Origin of the sequence: Ferrovibrio sp. (genome assembly GCF_046297895.1) — a bacterium.
Classification (GTDB): domain Bacteria; phylum Pseudomonadota; class Alphaproteobacteria; order Ferrovibrionales; family Ferrovibrionaceae; genus Ferrovibrio.
Map to the genome: position 1 here is coordinate 248,234 of NZ_JBKBHC010000001.1, position 12,905 is coordinate 261,138.

Annotated in this window: 10 protein-coding genes; 6 read left to right on the forward strand and 4 right to left on the reverse strand. The window is 65.3% G+C overall.

From position 1 onward, the window contains the following. The first annotated feature begins 39 nt into the window (after window positions 1-39). Genes ACK4FK_RS01205 through ACK4FK_RS01220 form a run of 4 tightly spaced genes read left to right on the forward strand, consistent with a single transcriptional unit; the run spans window position 40 to window position 6,824 of the window. Window positions 40-1,038 (forward strand): AAA family ATPase, encoded by a 999-nt coding sequence (locus ACK4FK_RS01205; RefSeq protein ID WP_409739982.1) that lies wholly within the window; start codon window positions 40-42, stop codon window positions 1,036-1,038. Beyond that, on the forward strand, window positions 1,035-1,961 hold the full coding sequence (locus ACK4FK_RS01210) for a DUF58 domain-containing protein (protein WP_409739984.1): 927 nt from the start codon (window positions 1,035-1,037) through the stop codon (window positions 1,959-1,961). The genes ACK4FK_RS01205 and ACK4FK_RS01210 overlap by 4 nt, the downstream gene beginning before the upstream one ends. A 1-nt stretch (window position 1,962) precedes the next feature. Then, on the forward strand, window positions 1,963-4,725 hold the full coding sequence (locus ACK4FK_RS01215) for a DUF4159 domain-containing protein (protein ID WP_409739987.1): 2,763 nt from the start codon (window positions 1,963-1,965) through the stop codon (window positions 4,723-4,725). Continuing rightward, window positions 4,725-6,824: a hypothetical protein gene (locus ACK4FK_RS01220; RefSeq protein WP_409739990.1), complete on the forward strand. Its 2,100-nt coding sequence runs from the start codon at window positions 4,725-4,727 to the stop codon at window positions 6,822-6,824. The genes ACK4FK_RS01215 and ACK4FK_RS01220 overlap by 1 nt, the downstream gene beginning before the upstream one ends. Here ACK4FK_RS01220 and ACK4FK_RS01225 read toward each other — a convergent pair. The 3 genes from ACK4FK_RS01225 to ACK4FK_RS01235 all read right to left on the reverse strand — a co-directional run bounded on the left by ACK4FK_RS01225 (window position 6,821) and on the right by ACK4FK_RS01235 (window position 8,983). After that, on the reverse strand, window positions 6,821-7,204 hold the full coding sequence (locus ACK4FK_RS01225; protein WP_409739993.1) for a hypothetical protein: 384 nt from the start codon (window positions 7,202-7,204) through the stop codon (window positions 6,821-6,823). The two genes, ACK4FK_RS01220 and ACK4FK_RS01225, sit on opposite strands and share 4 nt — an antisense overlap. 2 nt (window positions 7,205-7,206) lie before the next feature. Next, on the reverse strand, window positions 7,207-7,725 hold the full coding sequence (locus ACK4FK_RS01230; protein ID WP_409739996.1) for a GNAT family N-acetyltransferase: 519 nt from the start codon (window positions 7,723-7,725) through the stop codon (window positions 7,207-7,209). A gap of 313 nt (window positions 7,726-8,038) precedes the next feature. Beyond that, window positions 8,039-8,983: a LysR family transcriptional regulator gene (locus tag ACK4FK_RS01235; protein ID WP_409739999.1), complete on the reverse strand. Its 945-nt coding sequence runs from the start codon at window positions 8,981-8,983 to the stop codon at window positions 8,039-8,041. 116 nt (window positions 8,984-9,099) lie between these two features. On the opposite strand from ACK4FK_RS01235, the gene wrbA reads away from it, so the two are divergent. Further along, the gene (gene wrbA / locus ACK4FK_RS01240) at window positions 9,100-9,699 is read left to right on the forward strand and encodes an NAD(P)H:quinone oxidoreductase (RefSeq protein ID WP_409740001.1); all 600 of its coding nucleotides are present in this window, start codon (window positions 9,100-9,102) and stop codon (window positions 9,697-9,699) included. 53 nt (window positions 9,700-9,752) lie between these two features. Continuing rightward, on the forward strand, window positions 9,753-10,472 hold the full coding sequence (locus ACK4FK_RS01245; RefSeq protein ID WP_409740004.1) for a pirin family protein: 720 nt from the start codon (window positions 9,753-9,755) through the stop codon (window positions 10,470-10,472). A 31-nt stretch (window positions 10,473-10,503) separates the two neighbouring features. On the opposite strand, the gene ACK4FK_RS01250 is transcribed toward ACK4FK_RS01245, so the two are convergent. Then, the gene (locus ACK4FK_RS01250; protein WP_409740007.1) at window positions 10,504-12,735 is read right to left on the reverse strand and encodes a DUF3772 domain-containing protein; all 2,232 of its coding nucleotides are present in this window, start codon (window positions 12,733-12,735) and stop codon (window positions 10,504-10,506) included. Window positions 12,736-12,905 lie beyond the last annotated feature (170 nt).

Below are 12,905 nucleotides of genomic sequence, written 5' to 3' on the forward strand. Positions count from 1 at the left end.
TATGGGCTTTCATTTCGCTTCTACTATATACTCATTTCCATGCACAATTTGAGCGATACCGCCGAACATATCCTTCCCGAGATCGAGCGGATCGGCGGCCGCCTCGCCACCGCTCGCGACGCGATCGGCCGGGTGATCTTCGGTCAGGACGAGGTGGTTGAGGAAACGCTCATCACCCTGCTGGCGGGCGGGCATGCGCTGCTGGTCGGCGTGCCGGGCCTGGCCAAAACCAAACTGGTGGAAACCCTGGCCCGGGTTCTGGGCCTGGATGCTCGGCGCGTTCAGTTCACCCCCGACCTGATGCCGGCCGATATCATCGGCTCGGAAGTGCTGGAGGAAAGCGAGACCGGCCGCCGCGCCTTCCGTTTCCTGCCTGGCCCGGTCTTCTGCCAGTTGCTGATGGCCGACGAGATCAACCGCGCCAGTCCGCGCACGCAGTCGGCCCTTCTGCAGGCGATGCAGGAACGGCAGGTCTCGGTAGCCGGTCAGCGCCACGAACTGCCCGCCCCCTTCCATGTGCTGGCAACGCAGAACCCGTTGGAGCAGGAAGGCACCTATCCGCTGCCTGAAGCCCAGCTCGACCGCTTCCTGCTGCAAATCGACGTGCGCTATCCCGACCGCGAGGCGGAGCGGCGCATGCTGTTCGCCACCACCGGCGCCTCCGAGGATGCCATCCCCACCGTGCTGAGCGCCGGGGATCTGATGGCGGCGCAGCGACTGGTGCGGCGCATACCGGTGGGTGAGAACGTGGTGGAGGCGATCCTCAATCTTGTGCGCGCCGGCCGGCCGCAGGATAGCGATGTACCCGGTCTGGATGATCTGGTGGCCTGGGGTCCCGGTCCGCGCGCCAGCCAGGCGCTGATGCTGGCTGTGCGCGCCCGTGCCCTGCTGCAGGGCCGACTGGCTCCCTCCATCGAGGATGTTCTTGCGCTGGCTGGGCCGATCCTGCGCCATCGCATGGCGCTCACCTTCGCCGCCCGGGCTGAAGGCGTCACTGTCTCCGACGTCATCGGCAAGCTGACCGAACCGTTGCGATGAACCAGACGGCAGCGGCCGGGGCGGCACAAGCGAATGCCCGGCGCCAGCGCGCCGAACATTTCGCGGCATTTCTGCCGCCCCTGCTGGTTGCCGCGGAACGGGTCGCCGCCACTGTAGAACAGGGCGTGCATGGGCGCCGCCGTGTCGGCCCCGGCGATGCCTTCTGGCAGTTCCGGCGTTACAGCCCCGGCGATGCGATCACCCGTATCGACTGGCGCCAGACCGCCAAGCGCAGCCACGCCTTTATCCGGGAAAACGAATGGGAGGCCGCTGAAAGCGTATGGCTTTGGCGCGATCCCTCGCCATCCATGCGCTGGAAATCACCCCAGGGCCAGGAGCAGAAGGACGAACGAGGCGATCTGCTGCTTCTGGCATTGGCCAGCCTGCTGCTGCGCGGTGGCGAACGCGTAGCCCTGCTGGGCCATCCCCAGCGCCCCTCTGCCGGCCGGCTGGTGCTGGAGCGCATCGCCGAACGTCTGATTCGGTCACGCTTCGAAACCGCGGAGGCAAGCCTGCCGCCCGTGCAGACCCTGCCGCGCTATGCCCATGTGGTGCTGATCGGCGATTTCCTTTATCCGGTACCTGAAATTGCAGCACGCCTGCGCGCCATTGCAGATATGGGCGTGCGCGGAACGCTGCTGCGGCTGGTGGACCCCGCCGAGGAAGACTTCCCTTACAGCGGCCGCACCCGCTTTCTCGGGCTGGAAGGCGAAAGTCCGATGCTCGCGCCACGCGCCGAATCGTTGGCCGAGGAATGGCGCAGCAGTTTTGCCGCGCACCAGCATGACCTTGCCGAAGTCTGCCGCCGGCTTGGCTGGCGGCATCTGAAGCATCGCACCGACAAAGTGCCGCAGACCGCCCTGCTGGCCCTGTATCAGGCCCTGCAGGGCGAACGCGCCCTCGGGCCGGCCGGAGGGCGCTGAGATGCTGACGCTGGGCAGTCTCGCCTTCGGCGCTCCGCTGGCGCTGCTCGCCCTGCTCAGCCTGCCGGTACTGTGGTGGCTGCTGCGCATCACGCCGCCGACGCCTAGGCAGGTGACATTCCCCCCCCTGAGACTGCTGCTGCTGATCAAGCCCAAGGAAGAGACGCCGGCGCATACGCCGCTCTGGCTGTTGCTGCTGCGCCTGCTCATTGCAGCACTGGTGATCCTGGCCTTGGCTGAACCGGTGCTGAATCCGCAAACCAGTCAAAATGATGACCGGCCGCTGGTGCTTGTGATCGATGATGCCTGGACCGCCACCCCGCGCTGGCGTGAGCGGCTGGGCCGTGCCGATGCGATTCTTGAAAGCGCCCAGCGCGACGGGCGGGCCGCCATGCTGCTCACCACCGCTCCGCCAGTCGGCAGGGAAACGATCCAGCCGGGACAACTCATGCCGGCGGGCGACTTGCGGCCGGTCGTGGCCGCGCTGCAACCAAAACCCTGGCCAAGCGACCGGGCCGCAGCCGTGCAGGCTCTCAACCAGGCCCGCCTGCCCGAAAATGCCGAAACCATCTGGCTGAGCGACGGCCTGCGCGACGACGAATCGGGCGAAGCCGCCTATACGCTGGCAGAGTGGCTGCTTCGCCTGGGCCGGGTCAGCGTGATCGAACCCGGACGCGACGACCTCTCCCTTGCCCTGCTGCCGCCTGCGGTAAATACCCAAGGCGATACCGTCACGATACGGCGACCGGCCGGTGCGAATGGCACCCGCAGCGTCACGCTGAGGGCGGCAACGGATCAGGGACGCGTCCTGGCGCGCGAGACCCTGTCCTTCGCCGCCGGAGCCGAAACCGCGACGCTGAAGCTCGACCTGCCCAGCGAATTGCGCAATCAGCTGTCCCGGCTGGAAATCGAGGAGCAGCCGGCCGCCGGAACGGTGCAACTGCTGGACGACCGCTGGCGACGCCGGCCGATCGGCCTGGTCTCCGGCGGTGCGGTGGAAACGCGTCAGCCGCTGCTGGGAGACCTGTTCTATCTGGAGCGCGCCCTAACCCCCTACGCCGAGTTGCGCAACGCCCCGGTGTCAGAGTTACTGCAACGCGAACTTGCCGTGATCATCATGGCCGACGTGGCACAACTGGTCGGCGGCGAAGGCCGGCAACTCAGAGAGTGGGTGGAGAAAGGCGGCGTGTTGCTGCGCTTTGCCGGTCCTCGTATGGCGGAAGCCACCGATGACCTTCTGCCGGTGCGGCTGCGCCAGGGTGCGCGGCAGCTTGGCGGAGCCCTATCCTGGTCGCAGCCGCAGCGGCTGGGCCCCACGCCGGAAACTAGCCCCTTCCACGGCCTCGGCGGCGCCAGCGAGGTCAGCGTCAGCCGCCAGGTTCTGGCCGAACCCGAACCGCAATTGGGCGACAAGACCTGGCTGCGGCTGGAAGACGGCACACCGTTGGTTACCGCGGCCCAGCGCGGCAAGGGCTGGGTCATCCTGGTGCATACCTCGGCCAATACCCTGTGGTCCGACCTGGCGCTGAGCGGATTCTATGTCGAGATGCTCCGCAAGGTGATCGACCTTTCGCAGGGCGTGGCTGGCAGCGGCGAGGCAGCCGACCTGCCGTTGCCGCCGCTGACCATGCTCGACGGTTTCGGCCGCTCCGCGGAGCCCGGTCCGGCAGTGCAGCCACTGGCCGCACGCGCCCTGGCAACCACCCAGCCCAACCCGCGCCATCCGCCAGGGTGGTATGGCCGGTTGGACAGCCGCCAGGCCCTGAATGCCGTGACTGCCGATACCATTCTGCGGGCGATCGACCGCTGGCCTGCCGATGTCGCGCGGCTCAATCTCGATCAGACCAGCCGCGAAACCCGCCTGCTGCCCTGGCTGCTCTCGGCTGCCCTGCTGCTGTTCCTGGCCGACTGGCTGATCGGCTTGGCCCTTCGCGGCCTGTTGCCCCGGCTGCGCCGTCCAGCCACCGCTGCAGCGCTGCTGCTGTCCCTCGTCTTTGCCGCCGGTGCCGAAGCGCAGCCGCGCCGGAATACCCTGCCGGCGGGCGATGAATTCGCCCTCAAGGCCTCGCTCGATCTGCGGCTGGCCTATGTGGTAACCGGCCAGGCCGATATCGATCAGATGAGTCGCGCCGGCCTGTATGGCCTGACCGAGGTGATGTACCGCCGCACCTCTATCGAGGCGGCCGAACCGCTGGGCGTGAACCTCGAGGCCGACGACATCTCGCTGCTGCCTTTCCTGTACTGGCCGATCAGTCCCGCCCAGCCGCAGCTTTCCGATGCCGCGTTGCGCCGACTGGACCAGTTCATGAAGACCGGCGGCATGATCCTGTTCGATACGCGCGACCAGGCGATGGGCCTGAGCGGAACGGCGGCCAGCCCGAATACCGACAAGCTGCGCCAGCTTCTGGCCAGGCTCGATATCCCGCCGCTGATGCCGGTGCCTGATGATCACGTGCTGACCAAGGCGTTCTACCTCATTCAGGACTTCCCCGGCCGCTATAGCGGCGGTACGCTGTGGGTGGAACGCAATCCGGGCGGCGACAAGGATGGCGTTACCTCTATCGTGATTGGCAGCCACGATTATGCCGCCGCTTGGGCGATGGATGCCAACGGCCGGCCACTGGCCGTGACCGTGCCGAACAATCCCCGACAGCGTGAATTCGCCTATCGCTTCGGCATCAACCTGCTGATGTACACCCTGACCGGCAACTACAAGGCCGACCAGGTGCATGTGCCAGCGCTGCTAGAGCGGCTGGGCAACTGATGACGAGCGCTTTCACCTTCGATTTCGTGCCGCTTGTGCCTTGGCCGCTGCTGCTGGCCTGCGCTGCCATGGCGCTGTTCCTTACCGGTCTGGGTTTGTGGCGCGGGGCGCGCGGCACTCTGTTGCGCAGCCTGGTGGCATTGCTGGTCCTTGGCGCGCTGGCCAATCCGGTCGCGCGGCGCGAGGAACGCGCGGCCCTGCCCGACATCGCCGTGGTGGTGGTGGATGAAAGCCTGAGCCAGGGGATCGGCGATCGCCGCCAACAGGCCGAGCAGGCCGAAGCCGCCCTGCGCGAGAGACTCGGCGCCCTGGAAAACCTGGAAGTTCGCTATGTGCGCGGTGGCACGCCGTCGGCAGAGAATGCCGACCGCGACGAAGGCACGCGGTTATTCTCCGCGCTTACGCTGGCGCTCAGCGATCTGCCGCGCCATCGGCTGGCCGGCAGCATCCTGGTTACCGATGGCCAGGTGCACGACTTGCCCGAGATCGCTGCGGCCCAGGACGTGACCGGCGCGCCGGTGCATGTGCTGCTGACCGGCCAGCCCGATGAACGCGACCGGCGACTGGTGGTAAGGAACGCCCCCACCTTCGGCATGGTCAATCAGGATCTCAATGTCACCCTGCGCGTTGACGATACCGGCGCAGCGCCCGGCGAGATGGCCGAGTTGCGTTTCCGGCAGCAGGAGGTTGGCGAACGGACCCTTTCGGTGCCGGTTGGCCGCGACATATCGATTCCGTTCAAGCTGCCCCGCGCCGGCCGCAGCCTGCTGGAATTCGAGGTCCTGCCGGTAACGGGGGAACTTACACCGCTGAACAACCGTGTGGCGCTTTCGGTGAATGGAGTGCGTGATCGCCTGCGCGTGCTGCTGGTGACGGGCGAGGCCCATGCGGGCGAACGGGTCTGGCGCAACCTGCTGAAGGCCGATCCCAATGTCGACCTGGTCCATTTCACGATTCTCAGGCCGCCCGACAAGCAGGACGGCACCCCGATCCGCGAGCTGTCGCTGATCGCCTTCCCGATCCGCGAATTGTTCGAACTCAAACTGAGCGAGTTCGACCTGATCATCTTCGACCGTTACCGCAGGCGCGGGATCCTGCCGACATCGTATTTCGAGAACATCGCCAATTACGTGGCGCGTGGCGGGGCCTTCCTTGAAGTGTCGGGACCGGCCTATGCCACGCCGCTGAGCCTGTATCGCACGCCGTTGGCCGACATCTTCCCCGGTCGCCCGACCGGTACCGTGCGGACCGAGCCGTTCCAGGCTCGCCTGAGCGACCTGGGTCGCCGCCACCCCGTGACGGCGAGCCTGCCCGGTTCGGTGGGTGAAAGCGGCAATCCAAGCTGGAGCCGCTGGTTTCGTGTCATCAATGTGGATGTCATGCGCGGAAACAGCGTGCTGGAAACGCCGAACCGCGAACCGCTGCTGGTGCTGGATCGCATCGAGAAGGGTCGCGTGGCGCAGTTCTATTCCGATCACGTCTGGCTGTGGTCGCGCGGCTTCGAGGGCGGCGGCCCCCAGGGCGAGCTGTTGCGCCGGCTGGCGCACTGGCTGATGAAGGAGCCGGATCTCGAGGAAGAAGCCCTGCGCGCCGAGGCGCGCGGCAATCGCATCGAGATCGAACGCCGCAGCCTGCGGGAAAGCAGCGAAGCCGTGACCGTGATACGGCCCGACGGCAGCGAAACCAAACTGACGCTGGAGGAGCGCGGCAACGGCCTGGCCAGCAATGCGCTGACCGTCGAGCAGCCCGGCATCTACCGCATCCGTGATGGCGACCGGGAAACCGTGGCCACCGTGGGGGCGATCAATCCGCGCGAATTCGCCGATCCGCGTGCCACGCCGGCCTTGCTCAAGCCGCTGGCGGATGCCAGCAGCGGCAGCGTGCGCTGGCTGCGCGACGGGCTGCCGGATATCCGCATGATCGACAAACCGAATCGCACCGCTGCGCGCGAGGCCGGCGGTCGCAACTGGATCGGCTTGTATCGCCAGAACGATTACGTGGTGACCGGGTTGAGCGTCACGCCGCTGGTCCTGCCATTGGCCCTTCTGGCCGCCTTGCTGGCCTCGCTGATGTTCATGTGGCGGCGCGAGAGCCGCTAGCGGCGCAGCAATACCCGTACGGCGGCCTGCACCGTCATTCCCGTATGCAATCCGGCACCCTCGGCAGTGGGACTGAGCGCAGAAACAACGCCATTCTGCCAGGCATCGGCTGCATCGCCGATACGTGCGCTGGCATGCCCATAGGCCAGCGTGGGGCAGCTCAGCAGCGTCAAGCCGCTGATACCCGCCTGCTCTTTGCCGATTCCGGCGTCATTGAAGAAGCAGCCGCGTAATGGAATGCCCAATGCATAGCGCACGGCGCTGCCGCCGCCATGGCTTCCCGCCACCACGATCTGCCCGGCATCCTCCGGCCTGATTTCGGTGATGCTGTCCAGCAGCAGTACGACGCGGTCATCGCAGGCGATAACGGCGCGCGCCATCGTCAGGCCGCCTTGCGCCTGCCGCGCGGCGGCTTGCCCACCATGCCCGAAACGCCTTTCAGCGCTCCGGCGGCCAGTTCCATCACCTGGAACCGCTCGCGTTCGACCCAGCCCGGCATCTCGAGTCCCCGGTCGGCCGCATTCACGAAGCCGAAAGGTTCGTAATAGGGCTTGTCGCCGACCAGGATGCAGATCCGGTGGCCGAGCCTTGTCGCGGCATACAGGCTGTGCCTAATCAGGGCCCGGCCGATGCCCTGGCCCTGATAATCGGGATGCACGGCGACGGGCCCCAGCATGATCGCCGGCGCCGCCTGGTCGCCAATGGCGACCGGCCAGTAACGGATCGAGCCGAGCACGATGCCGTCCTCGTCGCGCACGACGAAGGCAAGCGGCTTGAGATGCGCGATATTCTCGCGCAGCCGATAGACGGTTTTCTTGGTCCGCTCGGAACCGAAGGCGAGGTCGAGCAGGGTATCGATCTGGACGGCGTCAGAGGGCCGCTCTGGCAGAATGGGGAACATCAGCTTGCTTCCGGCAACAAGTTCGGAGACCACAGGCGGACGGGCGGCCTGAGCCTTCCGTCCGTTCGGCCGGCGGTTTGCGCTCATCGGAGAAGCTGATAACGGTCGGACTGTTAAGAGACGATGACCCTGCTTCAGAAGGCGCAAACGGCCGCCGCGCACCGCTTTCGCGATTGCAGATGCGATTGCATCTGTCGTCGCTGGGCCGGTGCGCCGGTACGAACTCGTCGATGTCGCCACTGGCGGGTCATGAGACTGCGTCCTCTTGTCGCGCCAGTTCGATAGCATAGCCAACAGGGGCCGTAAACCGGGTTCATGCGGAACGAGGGCCACTTCCTCTCTCTGTGTCCGCCAGGACACACTCCCAAGGCGGTTCCGGCCCAAAGCGGTCTGCCAGGAAGTCGATAAAGGCGCGCACCTTTGGGGTCAGGAAACGCTGGGCCGGATATACGGCATGGATACCAAGCGGCTGCGGCTCATAAGCCTCCAGCAGCGGCACCAGCCGACCGGCCGCGATATCAGGGCCCGCAATGAAGCTGGGCGACCGCACGATGCCATGCCCCGCCACAGCCGCGGCGCGCAGCACGTCGCCGTTATTGGCCAGAAGGCGCCCCCCGACCCGCACTGCCCAGGGTCCGCCCGTCCCCTCGTACCGCCAGATATCGGGCTCGGGCAGGTATTTGTAGAGCAGGCATTCGTGCTGACGCAGGTCGTCGGGCTTCAGGGGCACACCGGCCTTGCGCAGATAGGCTTCGGACGCGCAGGTGATCGGGCGAACCGGCGCCAGACGCCGCGCGGTCAGGCTGGAATCGGCCAGGTTGCCAATGCGTATGGCCACATCGACCTCCTCCTCCATCAGATCGACGAGCCGGTCGTTAAAGGTCAGGTCGACGCGCAATTCGGGATAGAGCGCCAGAAGATCGGGCAGCAGCGGCGAGACATAGGCCAGGCCAAAGCTCATCGGCAGGTTCACCCGCAGCAGGCCGCGCGGCATCGCCTGAAGGTTCTGCACGGCTGCCTCCGCCGCCTCGGCCTCGGTCAGCACCCGCTGCGCATGTTCCAGGACGATGCGCCCGGTCTCGGTGAGCGACAGCCGGCGCGTGGTGCGCTGGAGCAACTGGGCTCCCAGATGCTGCTCGAGCCGGGCTATCTGCTTTGACACGGCCGATTTCGACAGCCGGAGAGACTGGGCGGCGGCGCTGAACCCCCCGGCCTCCACCACCCGCGCGAATACAGCCAGGTCCGCTAGATGATCCATTTCCAGATTGTCCTTATATAGAAACAATAATGTTCCAAATATAAGATTGTTTCTATTTCATCGATACCTAAATTTGGTAGCGAGACCAAACCACCCCAGACGCCAAGGAGGCGAAAATGACCAAGGTTCTCGTGCTCTATCATTCAATGTACGGCCATGTGGAGAAAATGGCCGAAGCCGTTGCAGCCGGCGCCCGCGAAGTGGCCGGAACCCAGGTGACGGTCAAGCGCGTGCCGGAAACCATGCCGGAAGAGGCCTTCAAGAAGGCCGGCGGCAAGTGGGACCAGGCCGCCCCGATCGCCAATCCGGCTGAACTGGCCGATTACGACGCCATCATCTTTGGCACCGGCACCCGCTTTGGCAACATGAGCGGCCAGATGCGCACCTTCCTCGACCAGACCGGTGGTCTGTGGGTCAAGGGCGCGCTGGTCGGCAAGGTCGGCAGCGTGTTCGTCTCGACCGGCACCGGCGGCGGCAACGAAACCACGGCCAGCAGTTTCCACACCACCCTGCTGCATCACGGCATGGTGATTGTCGGCCTGCCCTATGCCATCCCTGAAACCATGGATGTGAGCGCGGTGAAGGGTGGCTCGCCGCTTGGCGCCGGCACTGTCGCCGGTGCGGATGGCAGCCGCCAGCCGACCGACGTCGAGTTGAAGACAGCCCGCTTCCAGGGCAAGCATGTGGCGGGTATTGCCGCCAAGCTTAAGGCGTAACATCTATCTCCGGACCGGCGGCCTGCGGGCCGCCGCATCCGATGGAGGCTATCGTGATCCATGTCATTCCGTTCGACCGCCTTGGTCGTATGCAGATCGACTGGCTGAACAGCCGGTTCCACTTCAACTTCTCTGGTGTCGCCGCGCCGATGGGCTTCGGCTTCGGGCCGCTGCGCGTGTGGAACGACGACGAAATCCTGCCTCAGTCGGGCTTCCCGATGCATGGCCACCGCGACATGGAAATCATCACCTATGTTCGCAAGGGCGCCATCAGTCACGAGGACTCACTCGGCAACAAGGGTCGCACCCCGGCCGGCGATGTGCAGGTGATGTCGGCGGGCACAGGCATCATGCATTCGGAATGGAATGCCGAGGATGAACTGACCCATCTGTTCCAGATCTGGATCGAACCGCGCCAGGCACGGTTGAAGCCGCGCTGGGACCAAGCCCAGTTCCCCAAGGGCGACCGCGCCAACCGCCTGGTGCCGCTTGCCTCGGGTGAACAGCCTGTACTGGATGCAAATCCCGGCACGCTGCTGATCCATCAGGATGCAACGCTGTATGGCGCCCTGATCGACAAAGGCGCCAGCATGAACTTCGAGATGCCGGAAAGCCGCATGGCCTATCTGGTGGTGGCCGACGGCAAGGTCACGCTGAATGGCAACGAGGTGCAGACGCGCGATGGCGTGGCTCTGGTGGGTGAGGGCAAGCTGGAGATCGCATCGATCGAGGGCGCCGAAATCCTGCTGTTCGATCTGCCGCGGCCGAATTGATACAAGCCGACATCGCTTTGACCGGCCGCGGCTAGTCCGCGGCCGGTTTTTTGTTGCCGGCCAGGGCCAGCACCATTTTTTCCAGGCGATCGATATCGGCCAGATGCACATCGCTCTGGGCATAGGGAATTTCGATGCCATTCGCCTTACAGGCCTTGTAGATGGCAAAACGAAGGTCACTCTCGATCGCCATGCGGCGCTCCACATCGGCAATGAAGCCACGCAAGGCAAATACCAGGGCGCTGTCACCGAAATCGCGGAAGATGACCATGGGCGCCGGGATACTCAGGATTTCCGGATGCTTGCTCAGGCAATCCAGCAAGACATCGCGGGCCTTTTCCGCATCAGTGCCATAGGCCAGGCCGATATTGATATCCACCCGCCCGAGACGGTTGCGATGCGTCCAGTTCATCACCGGACTGGAGATCAGGTCGGAATTCGGGATGATCACCGAGGCGCGCGGGAAGGTTTCGATTTCGGTCGACCGCACATTGATGCGACGGACATACCCCTCACGGTCGCCTACCACTACCCAGTCTCCGACCTTTACCGGCCGTTCAATCAGGAGAATCAGGCCGGAAACGAAATTGTTCACGATATTCTGCAGGCCGAAGCCGATACCGACCGACAACGCGCCGGCAATAATCGCCAAGTTCGACAGATCGAGGCCCACCGCACCTATGGCGGCTACGCCGGCCAGCAGATAGCCGGCATAGGTCAGGCCCGTGACCATGGAATTGCGCACGCCGGGGTCTATACCGCTCTGCTGCTCCAGCCGGACATTGAGTCCGCCACTCAACAACCGCGTGACCCCGATGCCGATCACCAGCACCATCACGGCGCCCAGGATGTTGCCCAGCGATATGGTGACCGGGCCGATGGTCACGCCATAAAACAGTTCCAGAGTGTAAGCGATCAGCGTGGCGCCGCTCATGCCCCAGGCCAGCGCCAGGGCGATCAGCAGAAGCAGGAACAGAAAGACATCGATCAGCAGGCCAAGGAAAATCTGGGTCGTGGTACTCATCGGGCCGCTCAGGCCGAGTGCCTTGCGCCAGGATTGCAGTCGGCTATCGGGACTGTCGGCCAGACTGCTCAGGCCATCGCGGATCGCCGTGCGCACAACACTGTAGGCGGCCAGGGCCAGGGCTGAGCAAAGCAAGGCAAAGGACAGGAATGCTGCGAAGCTGTAATAGCCCAGCAGGATCGCCGCCAGCGCGACCAGGTTCAAGGCGAATACGGCGCCGGCCAACAGGCGGATCGGCTGTAAATCCTGCCCGACAGAGCGCCAGAGCCGGGGATCGGCAAATCCAAGATTGACCAGGCCCAGGAACAGGGCCACCGCGGCGATCACGAGGTCGCGCCCGGCCGCACCGAAATCAGGCGAACGGGAGGGCGCAACCAGTATGCTCAGAAGCACGATGCCCACCGCGAATACCGTTGCGCGGTTGAGCAGGTTGTCGCGTTGCGGCTGCGGCAGCTTGATCACGGCCCAGGCTGGATAACGCGGCTCGAGGATGGCATAGACCAGGCCATGGGCCAGCAGGGCCAGGCTGAGCGCCTGCATCAGCGCGTGCAACAAAAGTCCGACCAGACCGCTGGCCCAGCCATTGCCTGCAACCACGCCATAGGCGGTCCATAGCACCGTCAGGGGGATCGCGGTGCGATTCAACAGTTCTGTGAAGGCCGCCACGGTACGCCGCGCCGCAGACGGCTCCTGCATGTCGGGACGAACGCCGTGATGGCGATGCAGCCAGCGCTGCATCGGGATGACCAAGACTACGGACAGCAAGGCAACAAGAGCCATTTGCATCAGGGTGGTGCTGCCTGCCCGCCGGTTGTCGCTGGCATCCCACCATTCCTGCGGCGCAGTCCGCACCACTGCGGCAGCGGCAACGAGATCGGCCAGGCCTTCGCGCCAGAACGACTGGCTAACCGGCGAGGCGCCCCGATATATCAACTGTCGGGTAAACTGCTGGCGCGCCTCAGCGGCAACCTCATCCTGCATGGCGATGATCCTGGCGAGCGCCAGTTCGGCTTGCTTGACGCCATCCTGTACGGTCTGCAGCCGGGCCGAAAGCTGCCGGCGCGAATCAGCTATCGCTGCCGATTCGCGCGGCTGGCCGGCGGCGGGTGCCGGACCGAGGGCATCGAGTTGGATCTGCGCCGCCGCGGCCGCCTGCTTGAACTGATCGCGTTCTTCGGTTGCCGCCACGCGCAGCCGGTCCAGCGCCGCGCGCAGCTCGACGAAACCCTCGTCATCCATGCGGGGATCACGCAACTGGCGCGTAATGCCGGCCAGGGCCGCGTCCCAGTCCGTCGGCTTGCGCGAGCCGATTGCTCCCGCGGATGCGGCGGTCTGCGCTTGTGCCGGCAGAATGCTTATGGGCGGCAATGCGGACAGGGCAGCAAAGACAAGGCCAACCAGGAGGCCGA

Excerpts from the sequence above, each read along its gene's own strand:
- ACK4FK_RS01205 (WP_409739982.1), top strand. The coding sequence starts at position 40 with ATGCACAATTTGAGCGATACCGCCGAACATATCCTTCCCGAGATCGAG.
- ACK4FK_RS01210 (WP_409739984.1), top strand. The coding sequence starts at position 1,035 with ATGAACCAGACGGCAGCGGCCGGGGCGGCACAAGCGAATGCCCGGCGC.
- ACK4FK_RS01215 (WP_409739987.1), top strand. The coding sequence starts at position 1,963 with ATGCTGACGCTGGGCAGTCTCGCCTTCGGCGCTCCGCTGGCGCTGCTC.
- ACK4FK_RS01220 (WP_409739990.1), top strand. The coding sequence starts at position 4,725 with ATGACGAGCGCTTTCACCTTCGATTTCGTGCCGCTTGTGCCTTGGCCG.
- ACK4FK_RS01225 (WP_409739993.1), bottom strand. The coding sequence starts at position 7,204 with ATGGCGCGCGCCGTTATCGCCTGCGATGACCGCGTCGTACTGCTGCTG.
- ACK4FK_RS01230 (WP_409739996.1), bottom strand. The coding sequence starts at position 7,725 with ATGTTCCCCATTCTGCCAGAGCGGCCCTCTGACGCCGTCCAGATCGAT.
- ACK4FK_RS01235 (WP_409739999.1), bottom strand. The coding sequence starts at position 8,983 with ATGGATCATCTAGCGGACCTGGCTGTATTCGCGCGGGTGGTGGAGGCC.
- wrbA (WP_409740001.1), top strand. The coding sequence starts at position 9,100 with ATGACCAAGGTTCTCGTGCTCTATCATTCAATGTACGGCCATGTGGAG.
- ACK4FK_RS01250 (WP_409740007.1), bottom strand. The coding sequence starts at position 12,735 with ATGGATGACGAGGGTTTCGTCGAGCTGCGCGCGGCGCTGGACCGGCTG.